15 protein-coding genes are annotated in these 16,210 nt (G+C 72.8%); 8 read left to right on the forward strand and 7 right to left on the reverse strand.

Translation table 11 applies throughout. The features are described 5' to 3' along the window. Positions 1–3 precede the first annotated feature (3 nt). On the forward strand, positions 4–657 hold the full coding sequence (locus tag ACZ46W_RS14255) for a nucleoside/nucleotide kinase family protein (RefSeq protein WP_468336422.1): 654 nt from the start codon (positions 4–6) through the stop codon (positions 655–657). Between the two features lie 128 nt (positions 658–785). Here ACZ46W_RS14255 and ACZ46W_RS14260 read toward each other — a convergent pair whose 3' ends face one another. Continuing rightward, positions 786–1,697 (reverse strand): carbohydrate kinase family protein, encoded by a 912-nt coding sequence (locus ACZ46W_RS14260; RefSeq protein ID WP_468336425.1) that lies wholly within the window; start codon positions 1,695–1,697, stop codon positions 786–788. After that, complete coding sequence (locus ACZ46W_RS14265; protein WP_468336428.1) at positions 1,694–2,602, reverse strand: pseudouridine-5'-phosphate glycosidase; 909 nt, start codon at positions 2,600–2,602, stop codon at positions 1,694–1,696. The genes ACZ46W_RS14260 and ACZ46W_RS14265 overlap by 4 nt, the downstream gene beginning before the upstream one ends. Positions 2,603–2,695: 93 nt before the next feature. Here ACZ46W_RS14265 and ACZ46W_RS14270 point away from each other — a divergent pair, with 93 nt between their 5' ends. Then, positions 2,696–3,052 carry a cupin domain-containing protein gene (locus tag ACZ46W_RS14270; protein ID WP_366130103.1) on the forward strand — a complete coding sequence of 119 codons (357 nt, stop codon included), beginning with the start codon at positions 2,696–2,698 and terminating at the stop codon, positions 3,050–3,052. A gap of 62 nt (positions 3,053–3,114) precedes the next feature. On the opposite strand, the gene ACZ46W_RS14275 is transcribed toward ACZ46W_RS14270, so the two are convergent. Continuing rightward, entirely contained in the window at positions 3,115–4,359 is a 1,245-nt protein-coding gene (locus ACZ46W_RS14275) for an MFS transporter (RefSeq protein WP_468337029.1), read from the reverse strand. Positions 4,360–4,509: 150 nt separating this feature from the next. Beyond that, positions 4,510–5,052, reverse strand: a complete 543-nt coding sequence (locus ACZ46W_RS14280) for a methylated-DNA--[protein]-cysteine S-methyltransferase (protein ID WP_468336431.1) — start codon at positions 5,050–5,052, stop codon at positions 4,510–4,512. A gap of 463 nt (positions 5,053–5,515) precedes the next feature. Between ACZ46W_RS14280 and ACZ46W_RS14285 the strand changes: the two genes are divergently transcribed. The 6 genes from ACZ46W_RS14285 to ACZ46W_RS14310 all read left to right on the forward strand — a co-directional run bounded on the left by ACZ46W_RS14285 (position 5,516) and on the right by ACZ46W_RS14310 (position 13,319). Beyond that, positions 5,516–6,391, forward strand: coding sequence for an MHYT domain-containing protein (locus ACZ46W_RS14285; RefSeq protein WP_468336434.1), 876 nt, complete (start codon positions 5,516–5,518; stop codon positions 6,389–6,391). A 233-nt stretch (positions 6,392–6,624) separates the two neighbouring features. After that, positions 6,625–8,769: an excinuclease ABC subunit UvrB gene (gene uvrB / locus ACZ46W_RS14290; RefSeq protein ID WP_468336437.1), complete on the forward strand. Its 2,145-nt coding sequence runs from the start codon at positions 6,625–6,627 to the stop codon at positions 8,767–8,769. Between the two features lie 137 nt (positions 8,770–8,906). After that, complete coding sequence (locus tag ACZ46W_RS14295) at positions 8,907–9,485, forward strand: TerD family protein (RefSeq protein WP_468336440.1); 579 nt, start codon at positions 8,907–8,909, stop codon at positions 9,483–9,485. 109 nt (positions 9,486–9,594) lie between these two features. Continuing rightward, positions 9,595–11,655, forward strand: a complete 2,061-nt coding sequence (locus ACZ46W_RS14300) for a TerD family protein (RefSeq protein ID WP_468336443.1) — start codon at positions 9,595–9,597, stop codon at positions 11,653–11,655. A gap of 245 nt (positions 11,656–11,900) precedes the next feature. Further along, on the forward strand, positions 11,901–12,893 hold the full coding sequence (locus ACZ46W_RS14305) for a TerC/Alx family metal homeostasis membrane protein (protein WP_366130096.1): 993 nt from the start codon (positions 11,901–11,903) through the stop codon (positions 12,891–12,893). Positions 12,894–13,016: 123 nt separating this feature from the next. Next, positions 13,017–13,319, forward strand: a complete 303-nt coding sequence (locus ACZ46W_RS14310) for an RNA recognition motif domain-containing protein (protein WP_468336447.1) — start codon at positions 13,017–13,019, stop codon at positions 13,317–13,319. 12 nt (positions 13,320–13,331) lie between these two features. Here the strand turns inward: ACZ46W_RS14310 and ACZ46W_RS14315 are convergent, their stop codons facing one another. The 3 genes from ACZ46W_RS14315 to ACZ46W_RS14325 form a co-directional block, all read right to left on the reverse strand. Beyond that, positions 13,332–14,615 carry an MFS transporter gene (locus ACZ46W_RS14315; protein ID WP_468337032.1) on the reverse strand — a complete coding sequence of 428 codons (1,284 nt, stop codon included), beginning with the start codon at positions 14,613–14,615 and terminating at the stop codon, positions 13,332–13,334. Positions 14,616–14,738: 123 nt separating this feature from the next. Beyond that, positions 14,739–15,395, reverse strand: coding sequence for an MBL fold metallo-hydrolase (locus tag ACZ46W_RS14320; protein ID WP_468336450.1), 657 nt, complete (start codon positions 15,393–15,395; stop codon positions 14,739–14,741). Positions 15,396–15,404: 9 nt separating this feature from the next. Further along, positions 15,405–16,121, reverse strand: coding sequence for a maleylpyruvate isomerase family mycothiol-dependent enzyme (locus ACZ46W_RS14325; RefSeq protein ID WP_468336453.1), 717 nt, complete (start codon positions 16,119–16,121; stop codon positions 15,405–15,407). Positions 16,122–16,210: the final 89 nt, after the last annotated feature.

Consider the following 16,210-nt stretch of genomic DNA (forward strand, 5'->3'; position numbering starts at 1 on the left):
GGCGTGAAACTCGAACCGATCACCTGGGGACGGCTGGCCGACACCCTCGCCGCGCACGTGGACGGGCTGAGCCCCGGCGACGGCGGGCCGTGGCTGAAGGTCGCCGTCGACGGGGCACCCGCGGCCCGGCCCGCCGAGCCGACCCGGCTCCTGGCGGAGGCGCTGCGGCTGCGCGGGCGGGCGGTGATGGCCGTGGGCACGGAGGGGTTCCTGCGGCCGGCGTCGCTGCGGTACGAGTACGGCAAGGAGGACCCCGACGCGTACTACAGCGGCTGGTTCGACACCGGCGCGCTGTGGCGGGAGGTCTTCGGGCCGCTGGAGCCCGGGGGGAGCGGGCGGGTGCTGCCCGATCTGTGGGACCCGGTCACGGACCGGGCGACGCGCAGCCCGTACGCGACGCTGCCGCCGGGCGGGGTGCTGATCGTGCACGGGCCCTTCCTGCTCGGCCACTGGTTCCCCTTCGACCTGACGGTCCACCTGCGGCTGTCGCCCGCCGCGCTGGCCCGCCGCACGGAGCAGCCGTGGACGCTCCCGGCCTTCGAGCGGTACGAGGCCGAGGTCGGCCCGGCGGACACCGCCGACATCGTCGTCCGCGCCGACGACCCCCGCCACCCCGCCTGGACGGGCCTGAGCCGGCCCGGTGACCCCACCGGCTGAGGACGGGCCACGCGGAGGCCGGCCGCCCACGGCCTGGCCCGGCCCGGGGTCCCAGCGCGCGGCGACCGGCCGGACGCGCCCGGATCAGCGCGGACCCACCGCTGACGTGGGGCGCCGCTTCCGGCCACTCAACCGGTACCGCCCTGGTGGCCGCCTTCCGGGCGCCCGCCCACCAGGGTGACGGCCCTCGCTCCGGCGCGGCAGCCCGCTTCGGCGGCGGCGGTGGGGTCCGCGCCGGTCAGGCGGGCCGCCAGGAAGGCGCCGGTGAACGCGTCGCCCGCGCCCGTGGAGTCGACCGCCCGTACCGCGGGGGCCGGGACGCGCGAGACGACCCGCCCTGACACGGCGACCAGGGCGCCCGTCGAGCCCAGGGTCACCGCGACGAGCGGGAAGCGGCGGCTCAGCGCGGCCGCCGCAGCGGCGGGGTCGGCCAGGCCCGTCAGCAGCGCCGCCTCGTCGGCGTTCGGCAGGAACACGTCCACGCCTTCCACCGCGGCCAGGAAGGGGGCCACGCCCAGCTCCGAGACGAATCCGGCCGACGCGGGGTCCACGCTCACCGGAACACCCCGCTGCCGTGCTGTTGCCAGGGCCAGCCGCGCCGTCTCGCGGCTGGTCCCGGCAAAAAAGAGATACCCGGACAGGTGCAGGTGGGACACCCCGTCCAGCAGGGTTGGCGACCAGTCGCCAACGCCGAGCCGGAGCGCCGCGCCGCTGTCCGTGAGGAACGTCCGCTCGGCGGCCGCGTCGACCAGCGCGACCACCGTCGCGGTCGGCGCCCCCGGGTCCCGTACCAGCAGCGGCCGCACCCCCGCGTCCCGTAGCCGCTCCTCGTGCCAGGCCGCCCAGTCGGTTCCCACGCGCGCCAGTATCCGCACGTCCGCGCACCCAGAATGCGCCGCCCAGCACGCCACGTTCGCCCCCGCCCCGCCCGGCAGGGTCCGGATCCGCGCGGCCGTGTCCGTGGCGGGGGCGAGCGGCGCGCCGTGCCGGGCCACGATGTCGGTGACCACGTCCCCGACCACGAGCAGCGCGCCGCTCACAGCGCGGCCGCGATACGCGCCGCCAGTCGCACATTGCCGCGCACCGCCGCCAGGTTGGCCTCCAGGGACGCCCCGTCGGTGTGCCGCATCAGGTACTCCAGCAGGAACGGCGTCACGCCCTGCCCGGTGATCCCGCGCTCCCGGCACTCGTCCAGCGCCCGCGCGAGCACCCGGTCGTGCAGGTCGGGGTCCAACTGCTCCTCCTCCGGCACCGGGTTGGCCACGATCAGCGCCGCCTCCGGGCCGCCCAGCGCCTCCTGCGCCCGCATCACCGCCGCGACCTCCTCCGGCGACCGCACCGTCCAGTCGACCGGCTCGCCGGAGGACGCCAGGTAGAAGCCGGGGAAGTGGTCCGTCCCGTAACCCAGCACGCCGACGCCCAGCGTCTCCAGGCGCTGGAGCGTCGCGGGCACGTCCAGGATGGACTTGACCCCCGCGCACACCACGGTGATCCGGGTCCGCGCCAGCAGCCGCAGGTCGGCCGACTCGTCCTGGGTCTGCGCCCATTCGCGGTGGACGCCGCCGAGCCCGCCCGTCGCGAAGACCCGGATGCCCGCCCGCGCCGCCAGGAACGCGGTGGCCGACACCGTCGTCGCGCCGCTCGCCCCCGCTGCCACGGCGGGCGCGAGGTCACGGTGGCCCAGCTTGCGTACGCCGGGATCGGCCGCGACCCGCTCCAGCTCCTCCTTGTCCAGCCCGACCCGCGCCACGCCGTCCAGCACGGCCACCGTGGCCGGGACGGCGCCGCCCGCCCGTACCAGCGCCTCCAACTCCTCCGCCACGGCCAGGTTCCGTGGCCGGGGCAGGCCGTGGGCGATGATCGTCGACTCCAGGGCGACGACGGGCCGGCGCGCGGCCATCGCCTCCCGTACCTCTTCCGACAGGGTCACTGTGGTCTCCGGCATGTCCCATCCCTGGCGCGGGGAAGCCCCGCGCAAACGTCCGAACGGTCACCTGTGCCACAGGGCCCCCACCAGGCCCCGCTACAGTCACCGGCCATGACGACCATGGACCGACCCTCGTTTGCCGTGCACATACCCGACGCCGAGCTGGAGCCCGAGCCGCTGGACCCCGGACAGATCGTCTCCGGCGACCCGGTCGTGACCGGCAAGGTGCTGTGGGAGTCCGCCGACGGCACCCAGGTGCGCGGCATCTGGCAGATCACGCCCGGCGTGGTGACCGACACCGAGGCCAATGAGCTCTTCGTCGTCGTCAGCGGCCGCGCCACCGTGGAGGTCGAGGGCGGCGACACCCTGGAACTCGGGCCGGGCGACGCCTGCGTCCTCCGCGAAGGCGACCGTACGACCTGGACGGTGCACGAGACGCTGCGCAAGGCGTACCACATCTGCCTCTGACGCGACCCGCCGCGCGGACCGAACCCCCGCGCGGCGCGGACCGAACCGCCGCGTGGCGCGGATCAGACCCGCTTGCGCCGTACCGCCAGGGCGGCCAGCGGAAGGAGGAGCAAGGCGCCCACCGCGTTCAGCCAGCCGTACCCCGCCTGGGCGACGATCAGACCGGCCCCGACGCCGCCGACGCCCGCCGCCGTGTTCATGGTCAGGTCCGACAGACCCTGCACGGCGGCGCGCGCGGCCTGCGGCACGGAGTCCGTCAGCAGCGCGGAGCCGGAGACCAGCCCCGCCGACCAGCCGAGGCCCAGCACGAACAGCCCCGCCGCGGTCTGCCCATGGCTCGCCCCGGCCGTCCCGGCCAGGAGCGCGGCGACGGCCAGCAGCCCCACCGCCAGGCCGATCACCGACAGCCGGCCCAGCCGGTCCGACAGCCAGCCCATCACGGGTGAGAACGCGTACATGCCCGCGATGTGACCGCTGATGACGAGCCCGATCAGGGTGATGTCCGCCCCGTGGTGGCTGAGCGCCACCGGAGTCATCGACATGATCGAGACCATCGCGGTGTGCGAGACCGCCACGGTCACCAGCGCCAGCCGGGCGCGCGCCGACTCCCGTACCGCCCGCACACCGGCCCGCAGCGACCGGCCCTCGGACCCCTCGTCCTCCTCGGCACCCGCCGCCAGCGCCCGCGCGGTCAGCAGCGGATCGGGCCGCAACAGGACCGCGACCAGCGCCGCCGACACGAGGAACACCCCGGCGGCCCACAGGAACGGCCCGGCCGCCGCCGGTATCCCCAGCCCCGCCACGCTCCGCCCGGCGGGCGCGGCGATGTTGGGCCCCAGCACCGCACCGATCGTCGTCGCCCACACGACGGTGGAGATGGCCCGCCCGCGCCGCTCCGGCTCCGCCAGGTCCGCCGCCGCGAACCGGGCCTGGAGATTGGCTGACGACCCGGCACCGAACCCCGCCATCCCGGCCAGGAGCAGCGGGAAGCTGCCGAGGACCGCGGCGATCACCACCACACCCGCCCCGGCCGCGCCGATCAGGTACGCCAGCACCAGCCCCGGCCGCCGTCCCCGCGCCGTCATCAGCGCGGCCAGCGGCATGGACAGCAGCGCCGTCCCGGCGACGGTCGCGGTCGGTGCCAGACCCGCGAGCGCCTCGGTCCCGCTCACCTCCTGCGCCAGTACGGAGGCGAGGGCGATCCCGGTCGCCACCCCCAGCCCTCCCAGGATCTGGCTGGCGATGAGGACGGCCGAGATCCGCCGCCGCAGCGCGGGCAGTCCGGCGGTCGCGACGGACGCCGGCACGGCTTCGGGGGCGACCCCGGAACGAGCGCCCGAGCGGGTGCGGGAGGGGGCGTCGGAGGGGGTGTCGGAGCGGGACGTGCTCACCGGCCCTGAGTCCTGCGGTATGTCGGGGTCTGTAGTCACCGCGGCAGTCTGCCACCCCTTACAGGATCAGAACAGTGGCTGCGGCAACACCCCCTCCAGCGCGAGCAGACGGCGCTTGGTCTCCAGCCCTCCGCCGAACCCGCCGATTCCCCCGTCGCTCTCCACCACGCGATGGCACGGCACCACCACCGGCAGTGGATTGGCGCCCATCGCCGCGCCGACCGCCTGCGCGGCGCCCGGCTGGCCCACGCGGTCGGCCAGCTCCCCGTACCCGACGACCGTTCCGTACGGCACCCCCGACGCCAGCTCGCGCAGCACCTGCCGGTTGAACCCGGTCGTCAGCGACCAGTCCAGCCGCAGCCCGAACTCCCGCAGTCCGCCCCCGAAATACGCCTCCAGCATGCGTATCGGCTCGGCCAGCCGGCCCGTCGCACTCTCCACGAGCTCCGCGCCGAGCTGCGCCTCCAGCCGCTTCAGCGCCCGGTCGCGCACCGCGTCGTCGGCGTGGAACGCCACGCTCACCAGCCCCTCGCCCGTCGCGGCGAGGAACAGCGGGCCGATGTCGCTGCCGACGACGGCCCACTCCACGAACTGCCCGTTGCTGTCCATGCCGACCACCGTACGACCGGCCACTGACAACGCCGGCCGGAACGAGGAACGCCCCAGGTCAGCGCACTGCTTCCGGTGCCACGGCCGGGTAGTTGGTGATGATCCCGTCCACCCCGGAGCCGTCGGCCCGCACCGCGCCCGCAGTGTCGTTCACGATCCACGTGTTCACCCGCAGGCGGCTTGCCGTGTGCGCCCCTCGGGTCGGGTGTCCGGACGGCCCGAGCCTGGCAGGTTACGGTCAACGGGGCAGAGGGCAAGGGTGGCCGGAATGTGAACGGTGCGGCCTCCGGTCACGCGCGGGCGCCCTTCTGTCGACAAATCTCTGTGCAAATGTTTGTTCGGTCTTCGACGCGCCATAGCCTCGCCCCCGTACCAGCGGGTACACATGGCACCACCACCGGCGCCGCCGCACGCGCGCGAGGCTTCCGGACGGGCGGGGCACCTGGAGTGAAGGGCGTACGGGATGCAGGGCACGGTCGACGGATTCAGCTACGGCTTTGTCACACCCGTGGCCGCTTTTCTCATGGCGTGCCTGGGCGGTGCCCTGGGGCTCCGCTGCACCACCAGGTCCCTTCGCAAGCAGGGCCCGGCCAAGGTCGGCTGGCTGGCGCTCGGCGCCACCTCCATCGGCTCGGGCATCTGGACCATGCACTTCATCGCGATGATGGGCTTCACCGTCCAGGAAGCGCCGATCGGCTACGCCCCATTGATCACCTTCGCCAGCCTCGCTGTGGCGATCGTGATGGTCGGCACCGGGATCTTCATCGTCGGATACCGGGGCGCCACCGCGATGGCCCTGGTCACCGGCGGCACCCTCACGGGCCTCGGCATCGCCACCATGCATTACCTCGGCATGGCCGGAATGCGCCTGCCGGGCCGGCTCCAGTACGACACCGTCACCGTCGCCCTCTCCGTCGTGATCGCGGTCGTGGCGGCGACCTCGGCGCTGTGGGCGGCCGTCTCGATCCACGGCTTCCTGCCCAGCCTGGGCGCCAGCCTGGGCATGGGCGTCGCGGTGACCGGGATGCACTACACGGGCATGGCCGCCGTCAGCGTCCACCTGCACGGCGACGCCCTCACGGCGGGCACCGGCGACACCGCCACCTCGCTCCTCGGCCCCATGCTGGTCGGCCCGGCGGCGTTCCTGCTGCTCGCCGGGTTCGTGGTGATGGCCGACCCGCTGCTGGTGACGGGCACCCGCGACCGGGGACGGCCCACGATCACCGCCTCCCCCGGCGCCGGTGTGCCGGCCCAGTGGCGCAGCCACCCGTACCGCGAGCCGGGCATCCGGTCCCAGGACCGGCTGCCGCGCCGCCGGCAGCGCACCGGCGACCGCTGAGGCCCGGGCGGCCGCCTCCGACGGCGCGGGGCAGGTGCCCGTGCGCGTGTGGCGGCGGCCGGTCACGGCGCCTGATGCCGCTGACGGCGGCTGACGGGCCACCGACAGCCACCGCAGCGACCGGCAGCCACCGACAGCGACCGGCAGCCACCGACGGCCGCTTACAGCCGTCGATCGCCATCGCGGGCCTCGCTCGCCCCCCGACTGTCAGTGCCGGGTCGTACGGTGGTTTCATGCGGCCCGTTTCCAAGATCGAACGCTCGGTGGCGCCCTTCGAGGTCGTCAGCCCCTACCAGCCCAGCGGCGACCAGCCGACGGCCATCGCCGACCTGGCCCGGCGCATCCGCGCAGGCGAGAAGGACGTCGTCCTCCTCGGTGCGACCGGCACCGGCAAGTCGGCGACGACCGCCTGGATGATCGAGCAGTTGCAGCGCCCCACGCTCGTGATGGCGCCGAACAAGACGCTGGCCGCCCAGTTGGCCAACGAGTTCCGCGAGCTCCTGCCGAACAACGCGGTCGAGTACTTCGTCTCGTACTACGACTACTACCAGCCCGAGGCGTACGTCCCGCAGTCCGACACTTACATCGAGAAGGACTCCTCGATCAACGAGGAGGTCGAGCGGCTGCGCCACTCCGCCACGAACTCCCTGCTGACCCGCCGGGACGTGGTCGTGGTGGCCTCCGTCTCCTGCATCTACGGCCTCGGTACGCCCCAGGAGTACGTCGACCGGATGGTCCCCCTCAAGGTCGGCGAGGAGATCGACCGGGACCAGTTGCTGCGCCGCTTCGTCGACATCCAGTACACCCGCAACGACCTGGCGTTCACCCGGGGCACCTTCCGCGTGCGCGGCGACACCATCGAGATCTTCCCGGTCTACGAGGAGCTCGCCGTCCGGATCGAGATGTTCGGCGACGAGATCGAGGCCCTGTCCACGCTCCACCCGCTCACCGGTGAGGTCATCAGCGACGACCGGGAGCTGTACGTCTTCCCGGCCAGCCACTACGTGGCGGGCCCGGAGCGCATGGAGAAGGCGATCAACGGCATCGAGCGGGAGCTCGAGGAGCGCCTGGCCGAGCTGGAGAAGCAGGGCAAGCTGCTGGAGGCCCAGCGGCTGCGGATGCGCACCACGTACGACATCGAGATGATGCGCCAGATCGGGTCCTGCTCGGGCATCGAGAACTACTCGATGCACTTCGACGACCGCGAGCCCGGCTCCCCGCCGAACACCCTCCTCGACTACTTCCCGGAGGACTTCCTGCTCGTCATTGACGAGTCCCACGTCACCGTGCCCCAGATCGGCGCGATGTACGAGGGTGACGCCTCCCGCAAGCGCACCCTCGTCGACCACGGCTTCCGGCTGCCGTCCGCGCTCGACAACCGGCCGCTGAAGTGGGAGGAGTTCCAGGAGCGGATCGGGCAGACCGTCTACCTGTCGGCGACGCCCGGACAGTACGAGCTCTCCCGCTCCGACGGCTTCGTCGAGCAGATCATCCGCCCCACCGGCCTCGTCGACCCCGAGGTCGTCGTCAAGCCCACCGAGGGGCAGATCGATGACCTGGTCCACGAGATCCGCCTGCGCACCGAGCGGGACGAGCGGGTCCTGGTCACCACCCTCACCAAGAAGATGGCCGAGGACCTCACCGACTACTTCCTGGAGCTGGGCATCCAGGTCCGCTACCTGCACAGCGACGTCGACACCCTGCGCCGGGTGGAACTGCTGCGCGAACTGCGGGCCGGTGACTACGACGTCCTCGTCGGCATCAACCTCCTCCGCGAGGGCCTCGACCTCCCCGAGGTCTCCCTCGTGGCGATCCTCGACGCCGACAAGCAGGGCTTCCTCCGCTCCGGCACCTCGCTGATCCAGACCATCGGGCGCGCGGCGCGCAATGTCTCCGGCCAGGTCCACATGTACGCGGACACCATCACCCCGGCCATGGCACAGGCCATCGACGAGACCAACCGCCGGCGCGAGAAGCAGGTCGCGTACAACACGGCCAACGGCATCGACCCGCAGCCGCTGCGCAAGAAGATCAACGACATCGTCGCGACCATCGCGCGCGAGGAGGTCGACACCGAGCAGCTCCTCGGCACCGGCTACCGCAAGTCCAAGGACGGCAAGGGCGCCAAGGCCCCCGTCCCGTCGCTCGGCTCCGCGCCGGCGAAGGGCGGCGCCAAGGCGGGTAAGGCGGGCGCCGGCAAGGGCGCGCTGGTCAGCGACCGTCCCGCGGCCGAACTGGCCGGAATCATCGAGGAGATGACCGACCGGATGCGAGCCGCCGCCGCCGAGCTCCAGTTCGAGGTGGCGGCGCGACTGCGCGACGAGGTGAGCGAGTTGAAGAAGGAGCTGCGGCAGATGAAGGAGGCGGGCATCGCCTGAGCCGCCGCGGCCGGTGTGTTGCAACACCGCCACAAAAGAGGGCCTGGCCTGATGCCCTCTCACGGCCCCTGCGTAGGGTGCTGGGCAACCGCACTCTTAAGACGGTCGCGGGGGTACGCAACGAGAGGGGACAGCGCGTGACGGTCAACATGACCAAGGGCCAGGCCATCAGCCTGCAGAAGAGCGACGGGGGTACTCTCACGGCGGTGCGGATGGGGCTCGGCTGGCAGGCGGCGCCGCGTCGCGGTCTGTTCGGCTCGCGCACCCGTGAGGTCGACCTGGACGCCTCGGCGGTGCTCTTCGCCGAGAAGCAGCCCGTGGACGTCGTCTTCTTCCGCCACCTGGTGAGCGACGACGGCTCCGTCCGCCACACCGGTGACAACCTGGTGGGCGGCGCGGGACAGGGCGGCGACGACGAGGCCATCCTCGTCGACCTCCAGCGGGTCCCGGTCCACATCGACCAGATCGTCTTCACGGTGAACTCCTTCACCGGCCAGACGTTCCAGGAGGTCCAGAACGCCTTCTGCCGCATCGTCGACGAGACCAACGGCCAGGAGCTCGCGCGCTACACCCTGGACGGCGGCGGCCAGTACACCGCCCAGATCATGGCCAAGGTGCACCGGGCCGGCTCCGGCTGGCAGATGACGGCCCTGGGCAACCCGGCCAACGGCCGTACGTTCCAGGACCTGATGCCGGCGATCCTGCCGCACCTGTAGGCACGCGGCGCACCCGCACGCACCCGCACACGCAGATCCACCCCGCAGCTCCCGGAGGCCAGGCCGCCGGGAGCTGCGGCCCACACCGAGGCAGCGAGGGGACACAGGCATGACGGCCGAGCTGGTCCGGGGGCAGAACCATCCCCTGCCCCACACCCGACTCGAGATCCGGGTGTCGGCCGGCGCACCGGTCATCGCCGGTGCCACGCTCGGCGACGAGAACGGCACGGTGGCCGGCCCCGAATGGGTCGCCCACCCCGGCTCGCCGGCCCTGCCGGGCCTCGAGGTGTCCAGGCAGGCGGCCGCCGACCACCGGCTCGCCGTGGACCTCGGCGCCCTGCCCGAGGAGTGCCACCGGGTGACGGTGCTCCTCGCACTGCCCCTCTCAGCCGGTGGCCCGGCCCGGTTCGGCGCCGTCGCCGCGCCCTTCGCCGCGGTCACCGCCCTCGACGGCACCGAGGTCGCCGGCTACACCATCACCGGACTGGACACCGAGTCCGCCGTCGTCGCCCTGGAGTTGTACCGCCGCCAGGGCGCCTGGAAGATGCGCGCCGTCGGCCAGGGGTACGCGGGCGGGCTCCCCGCGATGCTCGCCGACCAGGGCCTCGACCGGGCCGCCGAACTCGCGGACACCATCCAGCGAGCGGTCGCGAGCGGGATGACCCGGTCGGTCGCCACGCCCCCGCCCCGTACCGCCGAGGGCGACCGGGCCAGGCGCGGCGCCTCACTGACCACGTCCGGCGCCCCCGCCCCGGCGGACGCCGCCCCCGGCAATGCCCCCGCCCCCGGCAATGCCCCCGCCCCCGGCAACGCCCCCGCCCCCGGCAACGCACCGGCCCCGGACAGCCCCCCGCCCCCGGGCACCACACCGGCTCCGGACGCCGGCCCCGCCCCGGACACCACCCCGGCCGCCCAGGCCTCCGCCGGGCCCATCAGCTACGCCCACCCGCGACGCCGGACCACGGCCCCCCAGACCACGGCCACCCAGACCCCGGGCGCCGCCGGCCACCCTGGGACGCCGCTGCCGGGGCAGCCCGCCGCGCCGGTCGCCGGCGATGCCACCGGCTGGTCCATGGACGAGCGCCTGTACAACCAGGTCTGGGGCATGTTCGAGGACCTGGCCCGCACCACGGCCGCGTACCGCAGCGCCGTCGACTTCGCCGAGTCCCGGATGGACCAGGAACTCGACCGCGTGCTGTCCGACCCGCGCAGCCGTATCGGCTCCGCCGGCGACGCCGCCCGCGCGGCGGCCCGCGCGAAGTGCGACGAGCTGACCGCCCGGGCCCGTGAGGCGCTCGACCGGGACCTGGCGCAGCTCACCGCCGAGGCGGAGGTCGTCGAGCCCGCCCTCCCGGTCGCGTACGCGGACTGGGACAACCCGGTCTGGCAGGGCTATCGCGTTCCGGCCGAGGCCCCGATGGCGGTGCGCCTCGGCGACCTGCACCTCCCCGAGAGCCCCGGGCTGCGCATCCCGATGCTGGTCCGGCTCCCGCTGGAGCGCGGCCTGTGGGTGGACAGCGGCCGCTCCGGCTCCGACGCCGCCGTCCTGATGGACGACGCCGAGCTGCGCCGCCTGGCCGTGGACACGGCGGTCCTGCACGCGGCACGGCTGCTCGCGGTCCATCCGGCGGGCGGGTACGCCGTCCACGTCATCGACCCGGCGGGTTCGGCGGCCGCGTCGCTCGCCCCGCTGGCCGCCTCCGGCGTGCTGGCTGCACCGCCGGCGGCCGGGGCCGGGGGAGTGGCCTCCGTCCTCACCCGTCTCACCCAGCGCGTCGAGCTGGTGCGGATGGCGGTCAGCGGTGGTGCGACCGACGCCCTGCCGCCCGACCTGGACACCGCCGACCAACTGCTGATCGTCAACGACTTCCCGCACGGCTTCGACGACCGGGCCGTCACCCGACTGCGCTACCTGGCGGACGAGGGACCGGCGGTCGGCGTCCACCTCCTGCTGGTCGCGGACCGCGAGGACGCCCGTGCCTACGGGCCGGTGCTCGACCCGCTCTGGCGGTCGCTGCTGCGCCTGACGCCCGTCCCGGACGACCACCTCGCCGATCCGTGGGTCGGCCACGCCTGGACGTATGAGCCGCCCCGCTTGCCGGCCGACAGCGGGGTGCTGCGCCACGTCCTGTCCCAGGTCGCCGGGGCCGGTCCCAATTGGCGCCGCTGACCTGCGCACTTGGGGTGTCTTTTACTTTTCCCTTTACCTTTCTTTGGTCTTTGCGGTAACGTTCTTGGTGCGGAGGGGAGTACTCCCGTGCGCGGCGTGCCCGTCAGTACGGACGGTCGGACATGAGACCGGTCCCGGGGCGCCGGCCCGCGGTGTGACCCGGCGGAGGACGCCGGGCCGCCCGGGTGGAAGAGACCTCCGGCAGCGACGACGCTGATCAGTAGCCGTACGACGCCGGAGGCGCAGTGGACGTTTCGATGAGCCTGTGGGTGGCGACCGTTCTCGGTCTGTCCGCCCTGATCGCGGTCGACTTCTTCATCGGGCGCAAGCCCCATGACGTATCGATCAAGGAAGCCGGTACCTGGACGGTCGTCTGGATCGTCCTCGCCGCACTGTTCGGCCTGGGACTGCTGTTCTTCGGCGAGAGCCAGGCGTCCGGCGAGTTCTTCGCCGGTTACATCACCGAGAAGTCGCTGAGCGTCGACAACCTCTTCGTCTTCGTCCTGATCATGGCGAAGTTCTCGGTGCCCAGCCACCTCCAGCAGCGGGTGCTGCTCATCGGTGTCCTGGTGGCGCTGGTCCTCCGCGCGATATTCATCGCCGCGGGTGCCGCGATCATCGCCAGCTTCTCGTGGGTGTTCTACATCTTCGGCGCGTTCCTGATCTACACCGCCTGGAAGCTCATCCAGGAAGCGCGCGCCGACGAGCCGGAAGAGGAGTTCGAGGAGAACCGCCTCCTCAAGTCCATCGAGAACCGCTTCGGTGTCGCCGACAAGTACCACGGCACCAAGCTCTTCATCCGCAACAACGGCAAGCGGGTGCTGACCCCGCTGATGGTCGTCATGCTCGCCATCGGCACCACGGACGTCCTGTTCGCGCTGGACTCCATCCCCGCGATCTTCGGCCTGACCCAGGACCCGTACATCGTCTTCACCGCCAACGCCTTCGCCCTGATGGGTCTGCGACAGCTCTACTTCCTCATCGGCGGCCTGCTGAAGAAGCTGGTCCACCTGAGCTACGGCCTGTCGGTGATCCTGGGCTTCATCGGCGTCAAGCTGGTGCTGCACGCCCTGCACGAGTCCGGGGTGCACGTGCCCGAGATCTCCATCCCGTTCTCGCTGGCGGTCATCTGCGGCGTGCTGATCATCACCACGATCACCAGCCTGATCGCCTCCAAGAAGCAGGCGGAGCGCGAGGCCGCCGAGCAGGAGACCCCGAAGGACAGCGTCGGCGCCTGAGCGATCGACGCCGGCACAGCACGGCACCGGCCGGTACGGGCTCGCATTGCGGCCCGCACCGGCCGGTGCTTGTTTGGACGGTGAACGCCCCCGCTCAAGAGGGGCCCCGGCGTGGAGACACCCATGAGGTTCACGCAGATCATCGACTTCGAGACCGAGCGCATCGACGAACTGGAGGCCCTGCTGGAAGAGCGCCGGGCCGCGCTGGCCGACAAGGACTACGGCCCGGTCGACCGCATCCTGCTGCGCGACCGCGACAACCCCAACCGTTACCTGGCGATCGTGGGCTTCGCGTCCCACGAGGACGCCATGCGCAACAACGACGACCCCGACACCCAGAAGATCGCCGAGAAGCTGTCGGCGCTGTGCACCAGGCCGCCGGCCTTCGTCAACTGCGATCTCCTCGCGCGACAGGATCTGCGCTAGGGCGCCGGGTCCTCATGCGGTGGCCGACTCCATGGCGGGCCGCGCCACCGGCTTGGGCAGCGTCTCCGGCAGCAGGGCGAAGCAGCCGAGACTGAGCAGGGCGATCCCCGTCAGGTACGCGGCCACGCCCCAGGGCGGCCCGGAGCCGCCGGCCGCGGCCGTGGCCACGATCGGGGTCAGCGCCCCGCCCAGCACGCCCGCCAGGTTGTACCCGACGGCCGCGCCGGTGCAGCGCACCCTCGGCTCGTACAGCTCCGGCAGATACGCAGCGACCACGGCGAACATGGTGATGAACGCCAGCAGCGCCCCCGTGAAGCCCAGGAACATCAGCAGCGGCCGCCCCGTGTGCAACAGGCCCACCATCGGGAACATCCACAGAGCGGTGGCCGCGCACCCCGCCAGGCACATCGGCCGCCGCCCGTAACGGTCGCCCAGCATCGCGGCGAACGGCGTGGCCACCCCCTTGACCGCCACCGCGGCCATGACGCAGACGAGCATCACCGTACGGCTCACCCCGAGCCGCTCCGTGCCGTACGCCAGCGCCCACGTGGACACCGCGTAGAAGACCGCGTACCCGACCGCCAGCGCCCCGGCCGTCAGCAGCACCAGCCGCCAGTGCCCCCGCGCCACCTCCACCAGCGGGGCGCCGGCCCGCTTGCCGGTTTGCTCCAGCTCCCGGAACTGGGGCGTCTCCGCCAGCGACGTACGCAGCAGCAGCCCGCCGGCCGCCAGCAGCCCCGCCGCCCAGAAGGGCACCCGCCAGCCCCACTCGCGGAACTGGGCGTCGCTCAACCCCGCCGAGAGCGCCAGCATCACCCCGTTCGCCAGGAGGAACCCGACCGCCGGGCCGACCTGCGGGAAGCTCGCCCATAGTCCGCGCCGCCGCTCGGGCGCGTGCTCCGCCGTCAGCAGCACCGCCCCGCCCCACTCCCCGCCGAGCCCCAGCCCCTGGAGGAACCGCAGCACCAGCAGCAGCACCGGAGCTGCCACGCCGAGCGTCTCGTACGTCGGCACGCAGCCCACCGCGACAGTCGCCGCCCCGGTCAGCACCAGGGACGCGAACATCACCGGCCGCCGCCCGTACCGGTCACCGATGTGCCCGAAGATGACGGAACCGAGCGGACGCGAAAGGAAACCGATCGCGAACGTACCGAAAGCCGCCAGTGTCCCGGCGACCGGCGAGAACGTGGGAAAGAACAGCGGTCCCAGGACCAGCGCGGCGGCCGTCCCGTAGACGAAGAAGTCGTAGAACTCGACGGCCGTCCCGGCGAGCGAGGCGGCGGCGAGCCGCACCATGGAGGGCGTGGTCGAGGACGTACGCGGACTATGACTCTGGCGCATGTCGCGCCAACTACCCACGACCGGCGTAGGTTACGGGGCGCACGGGGGTCGCACGGGAGTGTCCGCCGGCCGGGAGTGCTACCAGCCGCGCTCGCGCCACTCCGGGAGCTTCGGGCGCTCCTCGCCCAGCGTGGTGTCCTTGCCGTGGCCCGGGTAGATCCAGGCCTCGTCCGGCAGCACGTCGAACAGCTTCGTCTCGACGTCGAGGATCAGGCTGGCGAAGGCGTCGGGGTCCTTCCAGGTGTTGCCGACGCCGCCGGGGAAGAGGCAGTCGCCGGTGAAGACGTGCGGGTGGCCGTGCGGGTCGTCGTAGACGAGCACGATCGAGCCGGGGGTGTGCCCCACCATCCGGCGGGCGGTGAGCTCCACCCGGCCGACGCTGATCGTGTCCCCGTCGTCGACCGGCACGTCCGTCGGGACGTCGATGCCCTCGGCGTCGTACCGCCCCGCGTACGTACGGGCGCCGGTGGCCGCCACCACTTCCGCCAGGGCATCCCAGTGGTCGCGGTGGCGGTGGGTGGTGACGACGGACGCGATGCCGTCGTCACCGATCAGCCGGAGCAGGGTCGCGGGCTCGTTGGCCGCGTCGATCAGGAGCTGCTCGCCGGTGGCCCGGCAGCGCAGCAGGTAGGCGTTGTTGTCCATCGGTCCGACGGCGACCTTGGAGATCATCAGGTCGGTCAGTTCGTGCACATCGGCGGGTCCGCCCACCTTCACCGCTCCGCTGTACGTCATGTTTCCAGCCTATAGCGGGGGGAGTACGGGAAGGGTGCCACCGGTGACCTCCAGGGCCGCGCCGTCGCGGCGGCCCGCGAGCCAGCCGAGGAGGTCCGGCGCCGGGCCGGAGACGGTGACCGCGGCGCCCTCGTCGCCGCCCGTGCGCCACTCCTTGCCGGCCGTGTCCTCGTCGGCCGCGTCCCCGCCGGCGGTGGCCAGCAGGCGGGTCGGCGGTACGGTGGGATGGCCGGTGAAGCGTTCGGCCAGGAAGTCGATCTCGCGCTCGGTGAACTCCTGCGGCAGGTCCTCCAGCTCGTACCCGACGCCCAGGTCGACGTGGTGCAGCTCCACCTCGACGAGGCGGCGGAAGGGCAGCCGCGCGGCCCGGTCGGTCACCCCGTTGCGCAGCTCCACCGTGCGGTCCCAGTCGGCCGGGACCTCGCTCTGGGCCCGGAAGCGGGCGGCGCTCTCGCGGACGTCGTCGAGCTGGGCCGCCAGGGGCCGGTGGGCGTCGCGCTCGATGTCGGCGTCGCGCGCCTCGGCGCTGACGTACATCGGGCGGCCCTGGAGGACGTTCACAAGGGCGTCGGCGTTGCGGGCGAGGTGGGCCAGGACGTGGCCGCGCGTCCAGCCGGGGAGCCGCGAGGGCGCGGCGAGGGCGGCGTCATCGAGTTTCGCGGTCGCGGTGAGCAGCCGGTCGGTCGCCTCACGTACAGAGGCCAGGTCATGCACATGGTCGATCATGCTGCTGACCCTAGCGCCGCCACACGATCGGGTGAAGGTGGCGGAGCGCGGCCGGAAATCGAATGCACGTGCTATACGCTCGGTGGAGG

It is taken from the genome of Streptomyces sp. NPDC031064, assembly GCF_055570965.1.

Excerpts from the sequence above, each read along its gene's own strand:
- uvrB (WP_468336437.1), top strand. The coding sequence starts at position 6,625 with ATGCGGCCCGTTTCCAAGATCGAACGCTCGGTGGCGCCCTTCGAGGTC.
- ACZ46W_RS14315 (WP_468337032.1), bottom strand. The coding sequence starts at position 14,615 with ATGGTGCGGCTCGCCGCCGCCTCGCTCGCCGGGACGGCCGTCGAGTTC.
- ACZ46W_RS14325 (WP_468336453.1), bottom strand. The coding sequence starts at position 16,121 with ATGATCGACCATGTGCATGACCTGGCCTCTGTACGTGAGGCGACCGAC.
- ACZ46W_RS14300 (WP_468336443.1), top strand. The coding sequence starts at position 9,595 with ATGACGGCCGAGCTGGTCCGGGGGCAGAACCATCCCCTGCCCCACACC.
- ACZ46W_RS14320 (WP_468336450.1), bottom strand. The coding sequence starts at position 15,395 with ATGACGTACAGCGGAGCGGTGAAGGTGGGCGGACCCGCCGATGTGCAC.
- ACZ46W_RS14280 (WP_468336431.1), bottom strand. The coding sequence starts at position 5,052 with ATGGACAGCAACGGGCAGTTCGTGGAGTGGGCCGTCGTCGGCAGCGAC.
- ACZ46W_RS14265 (WP_468336428.1), bottom strand. The coding sequence starts at position 2,602 with ATGCCGGAGACCACAGTGACCCTGTCGGAAGAGGTACGGGAGGCGATG.
- ACZ46W_RS14310 (WP_468336447.1), top strand. The coding sequence starts at position 13,017 with ATGAGGTTCACGCAGATCATCGACTTCGAGACCGAGCGCATCGACGAA.
- ACZ46W_RS14270 (WP_366130103.1), top strand. The coding sequence starts at position 2,696 with ATGACGACCATGGACCGACCCTCGTTTGCCGTGCACATACCCGACGCC.
- ACZ46W_RS14285 (WP_468336434.1), top strand. The coding sequence starts at position 5,516 with ATGCAGGGCACGGTCGACGGATTCAGCTACGGCTTTGTCACACCCGTG.